Genomic DNA, 19,707 nt, shown 5'->3' on the forward strand with positions numbered 1-19,707 from the left:
CTGTCACATCAGAACTGGTAAATCAGACCCAGGGCTGTGATGTCGTCGGTCGGCAGGCGAAGCGGATTGTTATCTTTCAACAGGTTGATGCGGTATTCACCATAGACCGACATGTTCTTGTTGAAGTAGTAAGTGGCACCCACGGCGGTGTATTTAATGATGTCGGCATCGCCGATATTCTCAATTTCCTTGCCTTTGGATGAGACGTAACCCACGGACGGACGGAAGCCGTTCAGGAACTGATACTGCGCCACGGCTTCAAAGTTCTGCGCTTTGTTAGCGAAACCGCCAGTAATTGGCGTGGCGTTCAGAGTTTCACCGTACATGGCAGCCAGATAGACCTGGTTCGCATCATATTTCACCGAGGTCGCCCAGTGCTGGGCTTTTTCGCCTTCTCCGCGTGCGGCAGCGTTCTGCGCCGTGGTGCGATCCAGGCTGGCAAACGCGCCGGCAAAACTCAGGCCGAAATCGAAGTCATAGGAAGCGGAGAGGGCGAAGCCGTCGCCGTTGGAACGACGCACGCCGTCAATGTTACTGCTGCGATCGTTTTTGCCCTGATACTGCGCGGCAAGGTTTAAGCCGTCAACCAGACCAAAGAAATTGCTGTTACGCCAGGTCAGCACACCGGTTGAGCGGCCAGAGAGAAAGGCGTCGGTATAACCGGAGTCGCCGCCAAAGAACGGCAGCATATCGGTATAACTCAGCACGTCATAGACCAGGCCGTAGTTACGTCCGTAATCCAGCGAACCCGCCTCGCCAAACTTCAGGCCAGCATAGCCCAGACGGGTACGATTGGTGGCCTGGGCATCACTGCCCTCGGAGTTATGCAGACTGTACTGATACTGCCAGAAACCGTAGCCGGTAAGCTGGTCAGTAATCTTTGTCTCGCCTTTAAAGCCAAAGCGGGCATAAGAGGAGGTATCACCATCGTTGTTGTTATCGTCAGAAAAGAGGTGTGACACGTTAATCTTGCCGACCAGATCCAGCTTATTGCCATCCTTGTTATAAACTTCTGCGGCCTGCGCGGAGGAGAGACCGATCAGTAACGGCATGACAGCCGCCAGTAAAGTGCGCTTCATCATTTAATTATTACCCTGTATTCATTAATTATTATTCCCCTGATATGGGGTGAAAAGAAAATGACACAAAAAGGTAAAACTACAAAGTGCAATAAAAGTAACAAAATGTGATGTCTATATTCAGCTGATGGATAACAGCGAGGAACAGAAGATTAAATTGTAAAGTAATAAGATTTTCTTCTAATAAGTAATTATGAGTTATCTGATTTTATATCTTTATTTATCAATGGGTTATGTTTGTATGTAGTGGTCTTAAATGGGCATTTTTTGTACATTTTTAAATCAATATAACCCCTGATTTAATTATGGGTGATTATCCGCTAAGAATAGCCTTATAAGGCTTTTATCCTAACCATTAGTCTGCGTATTAATATTTGTTCATCTTTATAGAATATTCTTTCTGGCCCGATAATCACCTCCGGAATAATAGTCAGAGTTGCTGATTAAATATTGATCATCCTGTTTATAAAATAGCCTGATAAAGATACGCAGATTAATGTGTCTGCAGGGGGAAATGAAAAACTTTTGTTAAATAAAGCCAGGGTGTTCTGACATTTCCGGGCGAGTTCCCGCGTAATCGCTGCACCAGCGCGAGGCAAACTGCGCTAAAACAGGGCAGTGAAGGGGCTTTTCTGGAGAGATAATTTATCAGCGATCACAAAAGCGATATTTCATCCCGTGAATGCATAATTCTGCTGTTTAAAACCCGGTTCTGGCGCTGCAATCAGACAGCTATTCACTATATATGCAAATTAAGTGAATATTGTCAGCATCTAACTCATTGATATTACGTCGTGAAGACCATTTTATGCATTAATTCTCTGGCTGGCACGTTAACTGCACTCTACAGTAGGGCTGCACTACAACATCTTTTAACAATTTTAAAACATAAGCTTTACCCGGCCGGTAAAGTAAAGCAGGAGAGTGGGTTATGGCACTGCACGTTTCACGTCACGATTTCGATCAATGGATGATGCCGGTTTATGCGCCTGCGACTTTTATACCGGTTCGCGCGGAAGGCTCCACCGTCTGGGATCAAAACGGCAAAGATTATATCGACTTCGCCGGTGGCATCGCCGTCAATGCGTTAGGGCATGCGCATCCGGCATTACAACAGGCGCTGCAGGAACAGGCCGCACGTTTATGGCACACCGGTAATGGCTATACCAACGAACCGATCCTGCGACTGGCGAAGCAGTTGATCGATGCCACCTTCGCTGACCGGGTGTTCTTCTGTAACTCCGGGGCGGAGGCGAACGAAGCGGCGCTGAAACTGGCGCGCAAGGTGGCACATGATCGTGTCGGTCCGCATAAAAGTGGCATCGTGGCGTTTAAGAATGCATTTCATGGCCGCACCCTGTTTACGGTAACAGCCGGGGGTCAGCCCGCTTACTCAAAAGATTTTGCGCCGCTGCCGCCAGAGATCCAGCATGCCCCGTTTAACGATCTGGCTGCGGCGGCTGAACTGATTAATGACCATACCTGCGCAGTCATTGTTGAACCCATTCAGGGTGAAGGCGGCGTGCTGCCTGCCGATCCGGCGTTCCTGCGTGGATTGCGTGAGCTCTGTGATAAGCATCAGGCTCTGCTGATTTTTGATGAAGTGCAGAGCGGCGTTGGCCGTACCGGTTCGCTTTATGCCTACATGCATTATGGCGTCACGCCGGATGTGCTCACCAGCGCCAAAGCGCTGGGCGGCGGCTTCCCGATTGGTGCGATGCTGACGCGCGAAGATCTGGCGCTGGTGATGGGCGTTGGCACCCACGGCACCACCTATGGCGGCAATCCGCTGGCGGGCGCAGTGGCAGGTAAAGTCATGGAGCTGATCAACCAGCCTGAACTGATGGCGGGTGTAACAGAACGTCACCAGTGGATTGTGGCGGCACTGGATGAGATCAACCAGCGTTTGCACCTGTTCAAAGAAGTGCGCGGTCTTGGCCTGCTGATTGGCGCGGTGCTCAGCGACGATTTTGCCGGTAAAGCCAAAGCGATCAACCTTGCCGCCGCGGAAATGGGCGTCATGGTGCTGATTGCGGGTGCCAATGTGGTGCGTTTTGCCCCGGCGCTGAATATCAGTGAGCAGGAAGTGAAGCTGGGCATGGCCCGCTTTGCCGAAGTGTGTGAAAGCCTGGTGCGAGGGTCAACATCATGATGGTAATCCGTCCGGTTGAACGCGATGACTTAAGCCAGCTGATGGCGCTGGCGGGCAAAACCGGTGGCGGGCTGACCTCGTTGCCGGTTGATAGCGCGACGCTTCAGGCGCGTATCGATCGATCGCTGCAGACCTGGGAGGATTCTCTGCCACGTGCCGAACAGGGCTATGTCTTTGTGCTGGCCGACAGCGAAGATAACCGCGCCGTCGGTATCTGCGCTATTGAGGTGGCGGTGGGTCTGCAGGATCCCTGGTACAACTTTCGCGTCGGTACCCAGGTGCACGCCTCAAAAGAGCTGAATGTTTATGCCGCGCTGCCCACCCTGTCGCTGAGTAACGACCATACCGGCAGCAGTGAGCTCTGCACGCTGTTTCTCGATCCCGATTACCGTGATGGCAAAAACGGCTATCTGCTGTCGAAGTCACGCTTCCTGTTTATGGCCAGTTTCCGTGAACGTTTCACCAACCGGGTGGTGGCCGAGATGCGTGGCGTTAGCGATGAGCAGGGCCATTCGCCGTTCTGGGAGAGCGTCGGCAGTCGCTTCTTCTCTATGGAATTCAGCAAAGCGGATTTCCTTAGTGGCACCGGACAGAAATCGTTTATCGCTGAACTGATGCCGAAACATCCGCTCTACATCGACTACCTGACACCGGAAGCGCAGGCGGTGATTGGACAGGTCCATCCGCAAACCGCGCCTGCGCGGGCGGTGCTTGAAGCAGAGGGCTTCCGCTACCTCAATTATGTCGACATTTTTGATGGCGGCCCGACCCTGGAGTGCGATATCGATCATATCCGTGCGGTGCGTAAAAGCCGTCTGCGCAGCGCAGAACGGGGCGAAAACCCGGCTGATGGCCCGCTCTGTCTGGTTGCCAATAGCGATTATCGCCAGTTCCGTGTGGCGCTGATTCCGGCAAAGGCTGACAGCGACAGCGTGCAACTCACGGATGAACAGATGCGGGCGCTCCATTGCCAGCCGGGCGACAGCCTGCGTGTGGTGACGCTCTGCAAAGAGGAGAAAACAGCATGACACATCTGATAAATGGACAATGGCTGAACGGTGACGCTGAGATTCTGACGAAAGCGGATCCGGTCAGCGGCGAGACGTTATGGCAGGGCCACGCGGCATCAGCCGCTCAGGTCACCGCAGCCTGTGAGGCGGCGCGCGACGCATTTCCAGCCTGGGCCAGACGCCCGCTGGCGGAACGGCAGGCGATCGTCGAGAAATTTGCCGCCGGGCTTGAGGCGCATAAAACGGCGCTGGCGGAAACCATCGCCCGTGAAACCGGCAAGCCGCGCTGGGAAGCGCTGACCGAAGTGGGCGCGATGATCAACAAAATCGGCTTTTCGGTGAAGGCATACCATAGCCGCACCGGTGAACAGCGTGAAGGCGAAAGCTCCCTGCGCCACCGCCCGCATGGGGTACTGGCGGTGTTTGGTCCCTATAACTTCCCGGGACATCTGCCAAATGGCCATATCGTTCCGGCGCTGCTGGCGGGCAACTGTGTGGTATTTAAACCCAGCGAACTGACGCCGCTGACCGCCGAAAAAACCGTTGAGCTCTGGCTGGCTGCGGGCCTGCCTGCCGGTGTGCTGGCACTGTTACAGGGCGGACGTGAGACTGGTCAGGCGCTGGCCAACTGTCAGCAGATTGATGGCCTGCTGTTTACCGGCAGCGCCCATACCGGCTATCAGCTGCATCGCCAGTTTGCCGGTCAGCCTGAAAAGATGCTGGCGCTGGAGATGGGCGGTAACAATGCCCTGATTGTTGAAGATCCGGCGGACACTGATGCGGCTGTCAACATCACGTTGCAGTCAGCCTTTATAACCGCCGGTCAGCGCTGCACCTGCGCGCGGCGTCTGCTGGTCAGACGCGGCGATGCAGGGGATGCGTTTCTGCGGCGACTGGTGGAGGTGGCGGGGCGACTGCAACCCGCCGCCTGGAATGCTGAACCGCAGCCGTTTATGGGCAGCGTGATCTCCACCGGCGCAGCAGAGAAGATTATGGGTGAGTGGCAACGGCGGGTTGAGGCGGGCGGCGAGGTGCTGCTGGAAATGCGCTGGCCGGATCGCCACACTGCCATCCTGACGCCAGGTATTATCGATTTAACCGGCGTGCAGGGCATTCCGGATGAAGAGGTCTTTGGTCCGCTGTTAGGCATAGTCCGCTATGAGACATTTGAAGAGGCGATAGCGCTGGCGAACCAGACCCGTTATGGCCTGTCGTGCGGATTGATCTCGCCTTCACGCCAGCAGTTTGATCAGTTGCTGCTTGAAGCGCGTGCCGGTATCGTCAACTGGAACAAACCGCTGACCGGCGCAGCCAGTACCGCACCGTTTGGCGGCATTGGTGCCTCGGGCAACCATCGCGCCAGCGCCTGGTATGCGGCGGATTACTGCGCCTGGCCAATGGCCTCGCTGGAGACGCCTGACCTGACGCTGCCCGCCACGCTGTCGCCGGGCCTCGATTTCTCCACCCAGGAGACGACGTCATGAAGGCAACCGAGGCCAACTTTGATGGGCTGGTGGGGTTAACACACCACTATGCCGGGCTATCGTTTGGTAACGAAGCCTCGACCCGCAATCAGCTGCAGCCGTCGAATCCCCGTCTGGCGGCAAAGCAGGGGTTGCTCAAGATGAAAGCGCTGGCCGATATGGGCTACGTGCAGGGGGTGATCCCGCCGCATGAGCGGCCCAATATTGCGGCGCTGCGCCAGCTCGGCTTTGGTGGCAGCGATGAGCAGGTGCTGGCTGCGGCCGGGAAAACTGCGCCGGGATTACTCTCCGCCGTCAGTTCAGCCTCGGCGATGTGGGTCGCCAATGCTGCCACGGTCTCGCCGTCAGCGGACAGCCTTGATGGCCGGGTTCACCTGACGGTGGCGAACCTTAACAACAAATTCCACCGTGCGATAGAAGCGCCGGAAACGGCCTGGCTGCTGCGTTCCATCTTCCGCGACGATCGCCATTTTGCGGTGCATGATGCTTTGCCGCAGGTGGCGATGTTTGGCGATGAAGGGGCGGCGAACCATAACCGACTGGGCGGCGCCTATGGTGAGCGCGGCGTGCAGCTGTTTGTCTATGGCCGCGACAGCAGCCATGAGGGCAAAGCCCCGCAGCGCTATCCGGCACGTCAGACCCGGGAAGCCAGCGAGGCTGTCGCCCGTCTGCATCAGCTCTCACCGGAAAGCGTGCTGTATGCGCAGCAGAATCCTGCGGTGATCGATCAGGGCGTGTTCCATAACGATGTGATTGCGGTAAGTAACCAGCAGATGCTCTTCTGTCACCAGCACGCCTTTGTTAATCAGCCTGAACTGCTGGCGCAGCTTCGGTCGCGCGTCCCCGGTTTTGTTGCGCTGGAAGTGCCGGAAAATCGGGTGTCAGTGAAAGATGCGGTAGAGACCTATCTGTTTAACAGTCAGTTGCTGAGCCGTCCCGACGGCACCATGATGCTGGTGCTGCCGGAGGAGTCACGTCAGCATCCGGGTGTCTGGCGCTACTTGTGTGAACAGGTTGAGGCTGACACGCCACTCAAAGCCCTGAAGGTGTTTGATCTGCGCGAAAGCATGTATAACGGGGGTGGTCCAGCCTGCCTGCGTTTGCGGGTGGTGCTGACACCACAGGAGCAGCAGGCAGTGAATCCGGCGGTGCTGATGAACGATCGGCTCTTCAGCACGCTGAATAACTGGGTTGACCGTCATTACCGCGATCGCCTGACCCAGGCCGATCTGGTCGACCCAGAATTGCTGCGTGAGGGACGCGACGCGCTGGATGAACTGACGAAGCTGCTAGACTTAGGAAATGTATATGCATTTCAGCAGTGAAGGAGGGGGCAGCACAGTCTGCCGCCTGCTCAGGGCGAAAAGGAGGAACGATGCAGGACTTTTTACAGCAAACGCTCTCCGGCGAGGTGCCGCGTAAGCGTAGTGGTGAAACGGCGCATCTTCGCTGGCAATGGTTGTATCACGGCATACTGTTGATGGAGCCGACGGTGCCGGTTAAACAGGCGCTGGTGCTCTCTGCCGGGATCCACGGCAATGAAACGGCCCCGGTAGAAATGGTGAACCAGCTGGTTAATCCGCTGCTGCGGGGCGAAAAGCCGTTACAGCAGCGCATGCTGGTGATTCTGGGTAATCCCTCAGCGCTACGCGCCGGTAAGCGCTATGTGCGTTATGACATTAACCGGCTGTTTGGCGGACGCTGGCAGCAGATTGATGATGGTGATGAGGCCCGCCGCGTGCTGCGGCTGGAGCAGACGCTGGAGACCTTCTGGCAGCTGGGCGAGTGCGATGAAACGCGCTGGCATCTCGACATGCACACGGCTATTCGTGGCTCTTATCATCCTCAGTTCGGCGTAATGCCGCATAATGAACGCCCCTGGCCGCCCACGTTTCTTGACTGGCTGGCCGCTGCCGGGCTGGAAGCGCTGGTGTTCCATCGCTCGCCGGGCGGCACCTTTACCCACTTCAGCTGCGAGCACTTCGGTGCGGCCAGCTGTACCCTGGAGCTGGGCAAAGCGCTGCCGTTTGGCGAAAACGACCTCAGTCATTTCAGTGCGGCACAACAGGCGCTGGCGTCTTTACTCTATGGCGAAGTGCTGCCTGCGGCGGCGGTTAAACCGCGTCACTATCGGGTCGCGCAGCAGATCACCCGACTGAGTGAGCACTTTACGCTGCATATGTCGCCGGAAACGCTGAACTTTACCGCGTTTCCACAGGGGACGTTGCTGGCGGAAGATGGTAGCACCCGCTATTACGTGCAGCAGGCGCGGGAGTATGTGCTGTTCCCTAACCCTAACGTGGCCGCCGGGCTGCGTGCCGGACTGATGCTGATTGAAGAGAGCGAACAGACTCAGGCGCTGCCGGTCTGATAGCGGTTGTTAACAGCGCAGACCCTCGGCGCTAAAAAACCGACAGGAAAAGTGGAAGATCGGCTTCCGCTTTCCTGTCGTAACCCTTACACTCCTCCATGATTTCTGCCAAATTCGCTTTAAATTCATAAACATTTTCAATTCCTCACGCCTTTCTTCTTATTCTCTTCATGATTGCCCGATTTTTATCTTTTATGCTTTCACGGCTTTACTCAGGCTCTGAGTAGTTGACGTTCAGCGTCGTATGCTTGTTTCCGAAGACGCGACAGAGTGCTGTCGTCATTATCATGAATTATAAGGACACTATTATGCGCAAACTGACTTCCCTTTTACTGGCTTCCTCGCTGGCGTTTGGTGCAGCCAGCGCCGTCCATGCAGCCGCTGACAACCTGACTCCACCGCCAGCAGGCAGCGAAAAAGCGATGCACAAGCCGCCAATGCGCCACGGCATGGAGATGATGTTTAAAGGTCTGAACCTGACCGACGCGCAGAAAACTCAGATGCGCGACATCATGAAAGAGAGCCACAAAGATATGAAACGCCCGTCACTGGACGAGCGTCGTGCGGCCCACAGCATTATTGCCTCTGACAGCTTCGACCAGAGCAAAGCAGAAGCACAGGCAGAGAAGATGTCCGCCAATGCCAAAGAGCATGCGCTGAAGATGCTGGAAACCCAGAACAAGCTCTATAACGTGCTGACGCCGGAGCAGAAGAAACAGTACAACGCTAACTTTGAAAAGCGTCTGACTGAGAAAGGCCCGCACGAGGGCAAAATGGCACCGCCAGCAGAACCGGCTGAATAACACTCGTTAAGCGAACGGTCTGAGACCGCCGGCGCTGTCCACTGAAGGTGAGTGGGCAGCGTCGGCGGTTTTTTTATAGCGGCAGAATAGGGTAGGCACCTGACAGAATCGGGCGGCAGAGGATTTTGTAGCCGTCATGATCAAAACCGCCTTTGGGCCGCTGCAGTTTTCTGGCCTCATCCATGCTGCTGACCGAACCGAGATAGAACCAGTGGTCGATAACGTGGATCTGCGTCATCTCTTTGCCTTCCTCCACCAGCCCCACGGCACCCTGCCATGGCCAGCAGAACACCCGCACGTTTTCCAGCGCCTCCAGCAGTCGATCCTGATGATCGCTGACCGGCTCTTTTCCACAGCAGGCCCCGGCGCAACGGCGCAGTGCCGAGCGGAAGCAGCCTCGCCCCGCACTCAGCGCTTCCAGACCCAGCAGGCCATGACAGAGCTGATACTCATCCGCGAGCTGCTTGAGCCGTTCCAGCGCGGCGAAGCGACTGCGATAGAGCCCAAACAGGTTGGGGGACTGGCTGAAATCGAGGTCTTTTGCATAGACCACATTCGGTTTGCCGTCGGTAATCTGCAATGAACAGAGCTGCCGGTTTTTGCGCAGTCGCTTATTGAACAGCGGCTGCTGGGTTTTGATCATCTGCGCTTCCAGCAGCAGCGCGCCGAGGTCGCCCGCGGTAGGGATCCAGCTTACACGCCGCGACTGGCGCAGCATTTTCGCCTCATCCGGGGTGCGGAAATGGGACATCACCCGCGAACGCAGATTCACACTTTTACCGATATAGAGCGGCAGCGACTCACTTTCGCCATGAAAGGTATAGACGCCAGGATGATTTGGCAGGCCTTCCAGCCATTCACGCAGGTGTTCGGGATATTGATAAATTGCATTCGCATCGGGTTCGGGGCGAAGTATGGCAGAACGTCTGACCAAGATGGACTCCATTTACTGGTTGTCCATACAGCATAACAGGCAGGTGAAATGATCGCCAGCCGTCTGGTTACAAAGACCGTGTTGCCCGCCAGCAGATCAGCGAGCCGAGCGTGATCATCGCCACGCCCTGCCAGAAGGCCAGCGGCGGCGTCAGGCCGAGCCACAGCGATCCCATCAGGGCCGACAGCACCGGCGTAAAGTAGGAGGCGGTGGCCAGCAGCGTCAGATTGCCCTGCTGAATCCCGTGATTCCAGGCGGAATAGGCGATGGCGGTGGAGAGCCCGACAAACAGCACCTCCAGCAGCGGCACCAGCGTAAAGGCCATCGGCACAGTGTGATCGCTGAAGGCATATTTCAGCCACAGCGCCAGTGCAGTCAGGATAAAAAACAGCGTGACGCCATTGGAACCACGGGCAAAGCGGCGGGTGAGATTATTGTAGAGCGCCCAGGTCAGGGCGGCGATAAAGGCCAGTGCATAGGCGACCGGGTTGCGCAGCATATTCTGCCACAACAGCGCCGGCGATCCGCTGCCGCTGCCTTTCATTACCCAGACGATCCCCAGCAGCGACAGCAGCAGTCCTGGCCACAGCCAGACACGGAAACGCTGCTGATTAAATGGGATCGCCAGCACGATGGTCAGACAGGGCCAGAGATAGTTAATCATCCCCAGCTCCAGCGACTGGCTGCGATCGCTGGCCAGCCCGATGGCCAGTGCCAGACAGATTTCATAGCCGACAAAGAGTACGCCGCCCAACCACAGGTAGATGGCTGGCATCGCGCCGGGTCTGGGCAGGCCCCGGGTCAGGCAAAGGAGACACGCCGTGGTGGTGTAGATCAGCGCCGCACCACCGGTGGCGCCAAAGGCTTCACTGACGCTGCGCAGCAGGCCAACGGTCGTACTCCAGAGCAGAATGGCGACAAGCCCGATGAGGGTCGCGCGCGAAACGGTGGCAGGCATGCAGCGATCAACAAAGTCAGTGAGAGAAGCCTCCCTTGCCGCGGCAAGGGAGGGGCAGGATTACTTCCAGAAGTCGTCGAATACCGTGATCGGCGGACGACGTTTGTGCTCGGTTTTCTGATACCAGCCTTCGATGATACGGGCGCTCTCAGGATTGATGCTTTTGCCTTCCAGGTAGTCATCAATCATCTCATAGGTGACGCCCAGCGCCACTTCATCCTGCAGGCCTGGACGATCATCTTCCAGATCGGCAGTCGGTTTCTTCAGATAGAGATGCTCCGGGCAGCCAAGGTGTTTCAGCAACTGCTTGCCCTGACGCTTGTTCAGGCGGAACAGGGGATTGATGTCCGTGCCGCCATCGCCATACTTGGTGAAGAAACCGGTCACGGCTTCAGCCGCGTGATCGGTGCCGACCACCACGCCTTTGGTCATGCCGGCGATGCTGTATTGCGCTTTCATCCGCTCACGGGCTTTTTCATTGCCGCGGACAAAATCGGAAAGCGTAATACCCGCCTCTTTCAGCGCGCGCTCACTGGCCAGCACCGACTCTTTGATGTTTACCACCAGCGAACGGTCGGGTTTGATAAAGGCCAGCGCGTCCTGACAATCCTGCTCATCCGCCTGCACACCATAGGGCAGACGCACGGCAATAAAGGTGTAGTCGTTATCACCGCTCTCCTGACGCAGTTCGGTGATCGCCCGCTGTGCCAGCGCGCCCGCCAGGGTTGAATCCTGACCGCCGCTGATCCCCAGCACCAGCGTTTTCAGGCCGCTGTGGCGTTTCAGGTAGGCTTTAAGAAAATCGATGCTGACGCGCACTTCCTGGTCGGCGTCGATAGTGGGCTTCACACCCAGGGCTTCAATAATTTCCTGCTGCAGTGACATGAACTTCTCCTCAGGTCAGTGGCCTGTCGGCTCGATGCGAACGTTTTATTAAAGCTAACGTGCCTTTGCGAAAACAACAAGCCAAAGCGGTAACTCATTACCATGAAACGTTGCGAAATCAGTGAGTTTTTACCTGCGGCAGCGGTTTTTTCGCCAGCACGCTAAACATCAGAATCGCCGTCATAAAGCAGCCAAAAATGGTGGCGCACATGCTCAGCACCGAGGTACCACCGATGCCGGTAATCGGCACGGTAATCGCACCCAGCGTAAACATCGTGACGCCAATCACCGCGGAGGCGCTACCAGCGCGATGGCCCTGACTCTGCATCGCCAGGGACGAGGCGGTGGTAGCGATAACGCCGTTGCTGGCAATGGTAAAGAACAGTGCCACCAGCAGCAGCGCTAAGGGAGCATGCAGCAGCGCGGCCAGCAGCAGCAGGCTGGAGGCGACAAAGGCCAGCGTCAGTCCGCCTTTCAGCACCCGATATTCGCCCCACAATGGACAGAGGCGGGCGCTGGTCTGTGAAGCAATCACCAGGCCAAACCCGTTGGCCGCAAAGCAGAAGCTAAAGGCCTGAGGCGAAAGACCATAGAGTTGCTGCAGCACGAACGGCGAGGCACCGATGTAGGCGAACATGCCGGACATCATAAACCCCTGGGTCAGGCAGAAGCCCATGAAGGGGCGATGGGTAATCACCTGACCCAATGCTGCGTAGGCGGAGAATATTGATCCTTTACTGCGGCGTGCCTCAGGCAGGGTTTCATGCAGCTTCCAGCGGGCCAGCAGGATCAGCAAAATGGCAATGCCGCCCAGCACCATGAAGATGCCGCGCCAGTTTAAAATCGTCATCAGCACGCCGCCTAATACCGGTGCGCCGATCGGTGCCAGACCGTTGACCAGCATCAGCAGAGCGAAGAACCGCGTCAGCTCGTGGCCGCTGTACATATCGCGTGCAATCGCCCGTGACAGCACCGCGCCGCCCGCACCCGCTAATCCTTCGAACAGCCGCGCCAGCAGCAGCTGGTTAATATCCTGCGCCAGCGCACAGCCCATCGAGGCGATAAATAGCAACACCAGTGACAGGGTCAGCGGGCGCAGGCGGCCGAACTTATCGCTCATCGGGCCAAAGAGCAGCTGGCCAAAGCCGAGACCTAACAGGCCAGCGGTCAGACTCAGCTGCGCGGTAGCGGTTTCAGTGTGCAGGTCCTGGGCCATTTGTGGCAGTGCAGGCAGATAGAGGTCGATGCAGAGCGGGCCCAGTGCGGCCAGCAGGCCCAGCGTAATGGCATAAACCAGGCGATTGGAGTGTACAGGGGTCATTTATCCTCGGGATTGTCAGCGATGGGGTAAACAGAAAGCGGGTAAGTCAGTGAATAACAGCGTCCGGTAACGTGACATTTACGCCGATCTGCGACTGCGCGGATGACGGTGTGGTCTCTGAAAACGGGGCGCTATCGGGTACCTGTTTTGCCGGGCAGTATACGTCTGCGTTGACAGCAAAACAGCCTTCTTTACGAAATCCTGACATTTGGAAGGCCACTAATTGTTCGTCATAAACTTGATAAATCAGCATTTATGTTCCAGGCTTGTTTCCACATGGACAATAAATGAGGAACAACAAGATGAATAAAGTGATGGGATGTATCGCTGCGGCGCTGACGCTGGCTGCACTGTCTGGTTGTACGACTTACGATCGTGCGGAAAGCTACGTGACTAAGCCAGTGGTAAAGGATGTTAAAAAGGGTATGACCCGTGATCAGGTTCGTCAGATCGCCGGTACGCCTTCTACTGAAATCACCATGGTTCACGCGCGCGGCACCTGCCAGACTTATGTACTGGGTCAGCGCGACGGTAAAGCTCAGACTTACTTCGTGAGCTATAACGACACCGGCCGTGTCATGAACTACGGCTTCCAGAGCTGTGCGGAATATGACACCGACCCGCAGGTTCAGCAGTAACTCTTAGCACCCCTGAATAGTAAACGGCCCGTCATCATGACGGGCCGTTTTTCGTTGTGGCACTGACTACAAACCTGCCGGGCGCGGCACCTCAACATAATCGCCATCTATCTGCCGCTGGTAGAAGTGGCCAGCCTGCACATAGAAGCGTTTGCCGTTAAAGTCTAGTACCCGCATTTCACTGCTGACCCGCGACTCTGCAGGCGGCTCTGCCACCACATACTCATCGCCGTGACGCTGATAATAATTGCCATTGAGCAGATAGTAGGTCAGTCCGCCTATCAGCACCGCGGTTGCGGCTTCAGGCAAAAAGCGCACCGGCCCGGGTCCGCCCCAGTGTGGCCCGTGGCCGCCATGGCGATCCCATCCACCCGGCGGGCCCCAGTCGCCAGGATGAGCGAAAGCCAGAGCGGGTGTCAAAAGCGTCAGCGTCAGAAGCGAGGCGATTATCTTTTTCATCAGGTGTTCTCCTCATAAGACTGGATGCAGAATTCGCTTTTTACCCGGCAAAGACAAGCAATAAAGCGGCGATTTTTCGCCTGTTTACCATGCTTAACGCTTTCTTAACGGCGTTGCCATTAATGGGGGAGATTATGGAGAAGAAGGGCGGGAATAACCTGGCGCGGGCGCGCCAGGTTCAGAGCAGATTAGCGGTGTGCCAGTTCGGCGTTGTCGTCGCTTTCCAGGACGCGCTTATCGGTCAGACCTAACCAGCGACTGGTGAGAGAACCGGCGGTCATGGAACCGTTGACGTTCAGGGCTGTACGACCCATATCGATCAGCGGCTCAATGGAGATCAGCAGCGCCACCAGGGTGACCGGCAGGCCCATCGCAGGCAGGACAATCAGTGCCGCGAAGGTTGCACCACCGCCGACACCGGCAACGCCTGCTGAGCTCAGCGTCACGATCCCGACCAGCGTCGCAATCCACAGTGGGTCAAACGGGTTGATCCCGACGGTTGGCGCAACCATCACTGCCAGCATAGTTGGATAGAGACCGGCACAGCCGTTCTGGCCGATAGTGGCACCAAAAGAGGCCGCAAAGCTGGCAATTGACTCAGGCACGCCAAGACGACGGGTCTGGGTTTCCACGCTCAGCGGAATGCTGGCTGCGCTGGAGCGGCTGGTAAAGGCGAAGGTAATAACCGGCCACACTTTACGGAAGAAGCGCATCGGGTTGATACCATTTACCGACAGCAGCAGGGCGTGGACACCAAACATGATGGCCAGACCGAGGTAAGAGGCAACCACAAAGCTGCCCAGCTTGATGATGTCCTGCAGGTTAGAACCGGCAACCACTTTGGTCATCAGCGCCAGCACACCATAAGGTGTCAGCTTCATCACTAAACGCACCAGCTTCATGACCCAGGACTGCAGCGTATCGATCGCGACCAGCACGCGCTGACCTTTAACTTCATCATCTTTCAGCAACTGCAGTGCAGCTACACCCAGGAAGGCGGCGAAGATAACGACGCTGATAATCGAGGTCGGACTGGCTCCGGTCAGATCGGCAAACGGGTTTTTCGGGATAAAGGAGAGCACCAGTTGCGGCACGGTCAGGTCAGCCACTTTGCCGACATAGTTGCTCTGGATCGCACTGAGACGCGCAGTCTCCTGCACGCCCTGAACCAGACCTTCAGCGCTCAGGCCAAACAGGCCGGTCACGAAGACGCCGACCAGCGCCGAGATCGCGGTGGTAAACAGCAGTACGCCAATCGTCAGTACGCTGATTTTTCCCAGCGACGAGGCGTTATGCAGACGGGCAACCGCACTCAGAATGGAAACGAACACCAGCGGCATTACGACCATCTGCAGCAACTGGACATAGCCATTACCGACGATGTTAAACCAGCTGATAGACTCTTTGACCACTGCGCTGTTTTCGCCGTAGATCAACTGCAAAACCAGGCCGAACAGTACGCCGATTACCAGACCGGTCAGCACTTTTTTCGACAGGCTCCAGTTCTGACGGCTGAAGCGAGAGAGCAATACCAGCAGCACCACAAAGGCTACGATATTAAGCGTAAGAGGAAGGTCCATACTGAAACTCCAGAGTAATGCGGCCTTTCGCTCTGGAAAGGCCGCATAATGTTAATCACGAATTAAGACAGCAGGAATGGTAACAGCAGGCGAAGAGGGTGCCTTATATCCAAATGGCATGGTTTATAACTTAAAGGCGTTTTGTGCTGATTTATTGCGCAGTATGACTGGAAATCAACCGTCCTACGCCATTTTGTAGCGTATCGAACAGCTGTGACGGCCAGCCGTTTGCACCAAAAGATGGCATGCCCACCGGAAACCAGAGCGCATATCCCACCAGTCCCAGGCACAATGCCCGTTCAAGCTGGTTGCCTTTCTGACTGCGCAGAATCGGCAGCCGGAAACGCCAGCGGCAGGGCCACAGCAGCGGAACCCCGGCAGGCGTCAGCATATCGGCCACAATATGGCTAAGGTAGCCCAGCGTCAGACCCTGCAGGACATCAGGCGGTATCGGCGACGACTGGGGCAGGTTTATCTGAAAAAGCCACAAACCGGCGGCTATCGCCAGCAAACTGTGGGTAAAGCCGCGATGGCCGAACGCGCGCGCAATAGGATGAGAGAGCCAGCGTAGTCGCTGTCCCAGCAGAGATTTAGGGTGATCGATATCGGGCAACAGACATGTCAGCAGCGCTGAGGGGACAAGATGCCACCAGTCGGCCTGCGCCAGCACCGGTGTCAGCTCAGCACGCTTCGCAAAGATAGCGCTGGCAATGGCAAAAATGATGTGGCCTTCGCCCGTCATGATAGAACCTGGTTGCAAAGAAAACTGTCGATGCATCCAGTATAGGGATTTATCCAGTAAATGAGAACATGTGACGCTGTAACGAAGCATGAATATTATTAACAAGGCGGACAGCGATGAAACACTGTCCGCCAGTAAGATTAACGCGCCAGCCAGCCGCCATCCACCGCCAGGGTGTAGCCATTCACGTAGTCAGACGCGGAAGAGGCCAGGAAGACTACCGGGCCCATCATGTCATCCGGCACGCCCCAGCGGCCTGCCGGAATACGGCCCAGAATCTCTTCACTACGCGACTCATCATTACGAAGCTGTTCCGTATTGTTGGTGGCCATGTAACCGGGAGCGATGGCATTGACGTTAATGCCATGTTTTGCCCACTCGTTCGCCATCAGACGGGTCAGTCCCATCACGGCACTTTTCGACGCCGTATAAGAGGGCACCCGGATACCGCCCTGGAAGGAGAGCATGGAGGCGATATTGATGATCTTGCCGCCATTACCCTGCGCGATAAACTGACGGGCAACCTGCTGCGACAGGAAAAACAGGCTCTTGCTGTTAAGATTCATCACGTCATCCCAGTCCTGCTCACTGAAATTCAGTGCGTCCTCACGGCGGATAATGCCGGCATTGTTGACCAGAATGTCAATTTTACCGGCAGCGGCCAGCGCCTGTTCAACCACTGAGGCCACCACGCTGGTCTGCATCAGATCGGCCTGTACCGGCCAGAACCGGCGACCCAGCGCCTCCACTTTACTTTGGGTATCATCCGGGCCATCACGGTTAACGCCGACGATATCACAACCCGCCTGGGCCAGACCCAGCGCCATACCTTGCCCTAAACCGGTATTACAGCCGGTCACCAGCGCGACTTTACCTTCCAGGTTAAACGTACTCAGTACCATGGTATTTCTCCTCTGCTCAGCGCAGTTCACTGATTTTGACGTGGTCCATGTCATCAAAGACCTGATTCTCACCCACCATGCCCCAGATAAAGGTGTAACGCTGGGTGCCGACACCGGCGTGAATTGACCAGCTGGGTGAGATCACCGCCTGCTCGTTGTGTACCAGCAGATGGCGGGTTTGCTGCGGTTGCCCCATCATGTGGAAGACGGCGCACTCTTCGCTCATATCGAAGTAGAAATAGACTTCCATGCGGCGTTCGTGGGTGTGGCAGGGCATGGTGTTCCACAGGCTGCCTTCATCCAGTTTGGTTAAGCCCATGGTGAGCTGACAGGTGGGCAACACATCCGGCACGATAAATTTGTTAATGGTGCGGCGATTGGATGTCGCGGCATCACCCAGCGTCGCGGTGGCGGCTTCCTGCAGCGTGATTTTCTTGTCCGGGAAGGTGCTGTGTGCTGGCGCACTGTTGTAATAGAATTTGGCCGGCTGCGCAGGGTTCAGGCTGCGGAACTGCAGGTTGCGCGCACCTTTGCCTATGTAAAGTGCCTCTTCGTGACCGATTTCCCACGCTTTACCGTCAACTTCTACCAGACCCGGGCCGCCAATATTGATCATGCCCAGCTCGCGGCGTTCAAGAAAATAAGCGACGCCCAGCTGTTTTCCCATCTCATCACCGATAGTGACCGGATTATTCACCGGCATGACGCCGCCAATAATGATGCGGTCGATATGGCTGTAGGTCAGGGTGTAATCATCGGCAGTAAATATCTTCTCAATCAGGAACTCGCGGCGCAGTGCTTCAGTGTCGAGTTGCTTAGCGTGATCGCTGTGAATGCTTTGACGAACGTCCATCTCAGGCCTCTCTGCAGGTCAGGTTATTCATGCCCCAAACGGGGACGCTTTTGGCATCTTAGGCAGAGCGGGATGGGAATTCAATAAAAATGAAACGTTGTTTTATTTTTTGCGGGTCAGATCAAGTGACAGGTGCAACAGGCAATAAAAAGCCCGCCATAAGCGGGCTGATATTATCCCTGCAGATGCTGCAGGCTAAGCTGGGTCAGATTGTCCAGCCGGACATCCGCCAGCGTCCAGCGGGGATCGTCACGGTGTTCAGCGGCGGGCACCACAATCGATCGCATTCGCGCTGCTTTGGTGGCGATCATGCCGTTAAACGAATCTTCCAGCGTGACGCAGTTGAGCGGATCGATCGCAAGGCTGGCGGCGGCGTTGAGATAGACCTGCGGATGGGGCTTGCTGTAGGGCAGCGCTTCTGCTGAAGCCAGTACGTCGAAATAAGGGCGCAGATTGAAGATCTCCAGCACCTGTTCCAGCATCTTTAGCGGTGATGCTGAGGCAAGGCCGATTTTCAGCCCCTGTTCCCGGCACAGTTGCAGCGCCGTTTCCACGCCCGGCAGCAGTGGCCGCGTCTGATCCACCAGCGTCATGGCGCGCGTAATAATCCGCTCAGTGACCTCCTGCTGAGAGGGGCCATGCCAGGGCAGCGTTTCGTACCACATCCGTACAGTCTGATCGATGCGCAGACCCAGGGTATCGGGCATTTCACTGCGACGTGACAGGTCAACATCCAGCGTTGAAAAGATATCCAGCTCAGCCTGATCCCACAGAGGCTCAGAATCGATCAGTAAGCCATCCATATCAAACAGGGCGGCAAGGACAGGGCGGTGATAAGGCATCAGGGGGTCTCCTTTTAAAGTCAGCTTTACCTTACCATCATTCTTTGCTGGCGCACGCTCTGCCCGACAGGCCACGCTTTATTTGGGAAATTTCACCGTTGGCAGGTAAACTGACGGCAAATTGGATTCCGGGTTCAGGAGATATTATGACCTATCAACAGGCTGGCCGTATCGCCATCCTCAAGCGAGTGGCAGGCTGGGTGCTCTTTTTAGTGGCGCTGCTGTCGACCATTATTTCTGTATTGAGCTTTATGTTTAAGCACAGCGAAAAGCAGCCAGGCATTGATGCCGTCATGCTCGATTTCGTCCACGTCATCGTCGATATGCTGCGCTTTAACACGCCATTCCTGAATGTCTTCTGGCATAACTCGCCGGTACCGGAATTTAACGGTCAGATGAACCTGGGTTTCTGGCTGATCTACATTCTGATTTTTGTCGGGCTGGCGCTGGAGTCGTCAGGCGCGCGGATGGGACGTCAGGCGCGTCACGTCAAAGAAGGCATTGAGGATCAGATGATTCTGGAGCAGGCAAAAGGCAGTGAAGGGCGTAGCCGTCAGCAACTGGAAGAGAAGGTGCGCGTACCTCGGCACACCATCTTCCTGCAGATCTTCCCGCTCTATGTCCTGCCGGTGGTGATTGCGATAGCCGGTTATTTTGCGCTGTCGCTGCTGGGCTTTATCTGACCGCGAGCTTT

General features: G+C 56.2%; 20 protein-coding genes. 8 read left to right on the forward strand and 12 right to left on the reverse strand.

Translation table 11 applies throughout. The annotated features are described in order from the left end of the window. Positions 1 to 8 precede the first annotated feature (8 nt). The gene (locus ACMGGP_RS07175; RefSeq protein ID WP_010245750.1) at positions 9 to 1,082 is read right to left on the reverse strand and encodes a porin; all 1,074 of its coding nucleotides are present in this window, start codon (positions 1,080 to 1,082) and stop codon (positions 9 to 11) included. Between the two features lie 928 nt (positions 1,083 to 2,010). Here ACMGGP_RS07175 and ACMGGP_RS07180 point away from each other — a divergent pair. The 6 genes from ACMGGP_RS07180 (at position 2,011) to spy (ending at position 8,899) form a co-directional block, all read left to right on the forward strand. Continuing rightward, positions 2,011 to 3,231: an aspartate aminotransferase family protein gene (locus ACMGGP_RS07180; protein WP_010245746.1), complete on the forward strand. Its 1,221-nt coding sequence runs from the start codon at positions 2,011 to 2,013 to the stop codon at positions 3,229 to 3,231. After that, entirely contained in the window at positions 3,228 to 4,259 is a 1,032-nt protein-coding gene (gene astA / locus ACMGGP_RS07185) for an arginine N-succinyltransferase (RefSeq protein ID WP_033771605.1), read from the forward strand. The genes ACMGGP_RS07180 and astA overlap by 4 nt, the downstream gene beginning before the upstream one ends. Beyond that, entirely contained in the window at positions 4,256 to 5,725 is a 1,470-nt protein-coding gene (gene astD / locus ACMGGP_RS07190; RefSeq protein ID WP_498798309.1) for a succinylglutamate-semialdehyde dehydrogenase, read from the forward strand. The genes astA and astD overlap by 4 nt, the downstream gene beginning before the upstream one ends. Further along, positions 5,722 to 7,050, forward strand: coding sequence for an N-succinylarginine dihydrolase (astB, locus tag ACMGGP_RS07195; protein ID WP_187507636.1), 1,329 nt, complete (start codon positions 5,722 to 5,724; stop codon positions 7,048 to 7,050). Before astD ends, astB begins: the two co-directional genes overlap by 4 nt. A 50-nt stretch (positions 7,051 to 7,100) precedes the next feature. Further along, positions 7,101 to 8,096 carry a succinylglutamate desuccinylase gene (gene astE, locus ACMGGP_RS07200; RefSeq protein WP_498798310.1) on the forward strand — a complete coding sequence of 332 codons (996 nt, stop codon included), beginning with the start codon at positions 7,101 to 7,103 and terminating at the stop codon, positions 8,094 to 8,096. Between the two features lie 308 nt (positions 8,097 to 8,404). After that, positions 8,405 to 8,899, forward strand: a complete 495-nt coding sequence (spy, locus tag ACMGGP_RS07205; protein WP_010245731.1) for an ATP-independent periplasmic protein-refolding chaperone Spy — start codon at positions 8,405 to 8,407, stop codon at positions 8,897 to 8,899. Between the two features lie 73 nt (positions 8,900 to 8,972). Here the strand turns inward: spy and cho are convergent, their stop codons facing one another. From cho to ACMGGP_RS07230, 5 genes are all read right to left on the reverse strand, one after another. Continuing rightward, positions 8,973 to 9,833: an excinuclease Cho gene (gene cho, locus ACMGGP_RS07210; protein WP_010245728.1), complete on the reverse strand. Its 861-nt coding sequence runs from the start codon at positions 9,831 to 9,833 to the stop codon at positions 8,973 to 8,975. 67 nt (positions 9,834 to 9,900) lie between these two features. Beyond that, positions 9,901 to 10,791, reverse strand: a complete 891-nt coding sequence (gene yddG, locus ACMGGP_RS07215) for an aromatic amino acid DMT transporter YddG (RefSeq protein ID WP_061704022.1) — start codon at positions 10,789 to 10,791, stop codon at positions 9,901 to 9,903. Positions 10,792 to 10,851: 60 nt separating this feature from the next. Further along, positions 10,852 to 11,676, reverse strand: coding sequence for an NAD(+) synthase (nadE, locus tag ACMGGP_RS07220; RefSeq protein WP_064691254.1), 825 nt, complete (start codon positions 11,674 to 11,676; stop codon positions 10,852 to 10,854). A gap of 118 nt (positions 11,677 to 11,794) precedes the next feature. Continuing rightward, on the reverse strand, positions 11,795 to 12,997 hold the full coding sequence (locus tag ACMGGP_RS07225; protein WP_022625759.1) for a multidrug effflux MFS transporter: 1,203 nt from the start codon (positions 12,995 to 12,997) through the stop codon (positions 11,795 to 11,797). A 46-nt stretch (positions 12,998 to 13,043) separates the two neighbouring features. Further along, positions 13,044 to 13,250, reverse strand: coding sequence for a hypothetical protein (locus ACMGGP_RS07230; protein ID WP_301250268.1), 207 nt, complete (start codon positions 13,248 to 13,250; stop codon positions 13,044 to 13,046). Positions 13,251 to 13,299: 49 nt separating this feature from the next. Here ACMGGP_RS07230 and osmE point away from each other — a divergent pair, with 49 nt between their 5' ends. After that, a complete protein-coding gene (osmE, locus tag ACMGGP_RS07235) occupies positions 13,300 to 13,635 on the forward strand; it encodes an osmotically-inducible lipoprotein OsmE (RefSeq protein ID WP_010245718.1) in 336 nt (111 codons plus the stop codon). 66 nt (positions 13,636 to 13,701) lie between these two features. Here osmE and ACMGGP_RS07240 read toward each other — a convergent pair whose 3' ends face one another. The 6 genes from ACMGGP_RS07240 to hxpB form a co-directional block, all read right to left on the reverse strand. Further along, entirely contained in the window at positions 13,702 to 14,094 is a 393-nt protein-coding gene (locus ACMGGP_RS07240; protein ID WP_033757987.1) for a DUF6515 family protein, read from the reverse strand. 188 nt (positions 14,095 to 14,282) lie between these two features. After that, on the reverse strand, positions 14,283 to 15,674 hold the full coding sequence (locus ACMGGP_RS07245) for an L-cystine transporter (protein ID WP_010670021.1): 1,392 nt from the start codon (positions 15,672 to 15,674) through the stop codon (positions 14,283 to 14,285). A 151-nt stretch (positions 15,675 to 15,825) separates the two neighbouring features. Further along, positions 15,826 to 16,416, reverse strand: coding sequence for a metal-dependent hydrolase (locus ACMGGP_RS07250; protein WP_010245708.1), 591 nt, complete (start codon positions 16,414 to 16,416; stop codon positions 15,826 to 15,828). Positions 16,417 to 16,556: 140 nt separating this feature from the next. Further along, positions 16,557 to 17,318, reverse strand: a complete 762-nt coding sequence (kduD, locus tag ACMGGP_RS07255) for a 2-dehydro-3-deoxy-D-gluconate 5-dehydrogenase KduD (protein WP_010245706.1) — start codon at positions 17,316 to 17,318, stop codon at positions 16,557 to 16,559. Between the two features lie 16 nt (positions 17,319 to 17,334). Then, complete coding sequence (gene kduI, locus ACMGGP_RS07260) at positions 17,335 to 18,171, reverse strand: 5-dehydro-4-deoxy-D-glucuronate isomerase (protein WP_010670022.1); 837 nt, start codon at positions 18,169 to 18,171, stop codon at positions 17,335 to 17,337. Positions 18,172 to 18,344: 173 nt separating this feature from the next. After that, the gene (gene hxpB / locus ACMGGP_RS07265; protein ID WP_010670023.1) at positions 18,345 to 19,013 is read right to left on the reverse strand and encodes a hexitol phosphatase HxpB; all 669 of its coding nucleotides are present in this window, start codon (positions 19,011 to 19,013) and stop codon (positions 18,345 to 18,347) included. 146 nt (positions 19,014 to 19,159) lie between these two features. On the opposite strand from hxpB, the gene ACMGGP_RS07270 reads away from it, so the two are divergent. Then, a complete protein-coding gene (locus ACMGGP_RS07270; RefSeq protein WP_010245694.1) occupies positions 19,160 to 19,696 on the forward strand; it encodes a YniB family protein in 537 nt (178 codons plus the stop codon). Positions 19,697 to 19,707 lie beyond the last annotated feature (11 nt).

The organism is Curtobacterium sp. BNK-1 (assembly GCF_048685235.1).
GTDB classification, from domain to species: domain Bacteria; phylum Pseudomonadota; class Gammaproteobacteria; order Enterobacterales; family Enterobacteriaceae; genus Pantoea; species Pantoea agglomerans.

What these genes read in the sequence shown, in the direction of transcription:
- kduI (WP_010670022.1), bottom strand. Translation starts at nt 18,171, where the DNA reads ATGGACGTTCGTCAAAGCATTCACAGCGATCACGCTAAGCAACTCGAC.
- nadE (WP_064691254.1), bottom strand. Translation starts at nt 11,676, where the DNA reads ATGTCACTGCAGCAGGAAATTATTGAAGCCCTGGGTGTGAAGCCCACT.
- ACMGGP_RS07270 (WP_010245694.1), top strand. Translation starts at nt 19,160, where the DNA reads ATGACCTATCAACAGGCTGGCCGTATCGCCATCCTCAAGCGAGTGGCA.
- astB (WP_187507636.1), top strand. Translation starts at nt 5,722, where the DNA reads ATGAAGGCAACCGAGGCCAACTTTGATGGGCTGGTGGGGTTAACACAC.
- ACMGGP_RS07245 (WP_010670021.1), bottom strand. Translation starts at nt 15,674, where the DNA reads ATGGACCTTCCTCTTACGCTTAATATCGTAGCCTTTGTGGTGCTGCTG.
- hxpB (WP_010670023.1), bottom strand. Translation starts at nt 19,013, where the DNA reads ATGCCTTATCACCGCCCTGTCCTTGCCGCCCTGTTTGATATGGATGGC.
- ACMGGP_RS07225 (WP_022625759.1), bottom strand. Translation starts at nt 12,997, where the DNA reads ATGACCCCTGTACACTCCAATCGCCTGGTTTATGCCATTACGCTGGGC.
- astD (WP_498798309.1), top strand. Translation starts at nt 4,256, where the DNA reads ATGACACATCTGATAAATGGACAATGGCTGAACGGTGACGCTGAGATT.
- ACMGGP_RS07180 (WP_010245746.1), top strand. Translation starts at nt 2,011, where the DNA reads ATGGCACTGCACGTTTCACGTCACGATTTCGATCAATGGATGATGCCG.
- ACMGGP_RS07250 (WP_010245708.1), bottom strand. Translation starts at nt 16,416, where the DNA reads ATGACGGGCGAAGGCCACATCATTTTTGCCATTGCCAGCGCTATCTTT.
- astE (WP_498798310.1), top strand. Translation starts at nt 7,101, where the DNA reads ATGCAGGACTTTTTACAGCAAACGCTCTCCGGCGAGGTGCCGCGTAAG.
- ACMGGP_RS07175 (WP_010245750.1), bottom strand. Translation starts at nt 1,082, where the DNA reads ATGATGAAGCGCACTTTACTGGCGGCTGTCATGCCGTTACTGATCGGT.
- kduD (WP_010245706.1), bottom strand. Translation starts at nt 17,318, where the DNA reads ATGGTACTGAGTACGTTTAACCTGGAAGGTAAAGTCGCGCTGGTGACC.
- spy (WP_010245731.1), top strand. Translation starts at nt 8,405, where the DNA reads ATGCGCAAACTGACTTCCCTTTTACTGGCTTCCTCGCTGGCGTTTGGT.
- osmE (WP_010245718.1), top strand. Translation starts at nt 13,300, where the DNA reads ATGAATAAAGTGATGGGATGTATCGCTGCGGCGCTGACGCTGGCTGCA.
- ACMGGP_RS07240 (WP_033757987.1), bottom strand. Translation starts at nt 14,094, where the DNA reads ATGAAAAAGATAATCGCCTCGCTTCTGACGCTGACGCTTTTGACACCC.
- ACMGGP_RS07230 (WP_301250268.1), bottom strand. Translation starts at nt 13,250, where the DNA reads ATGCTGATTTATCAAGTTTATGACGAACAATTAGTGGCCTTCCAAATG.
- yddG (WP_061704022.1), bottom strand. Translation starts at nt 10,791, where the DNA reads ATGCCTGCCACCGTTTCGCGCGCGACCCTCATCGGGCTTGTCGCCATT.
- astA (WP_033771605.1), top strand. Translation starts at nt 3,228, where the DNA reads ATGATGGTAATCCGTCCGGTTGAACGCGATGACTTAAGCCAGCTGATG.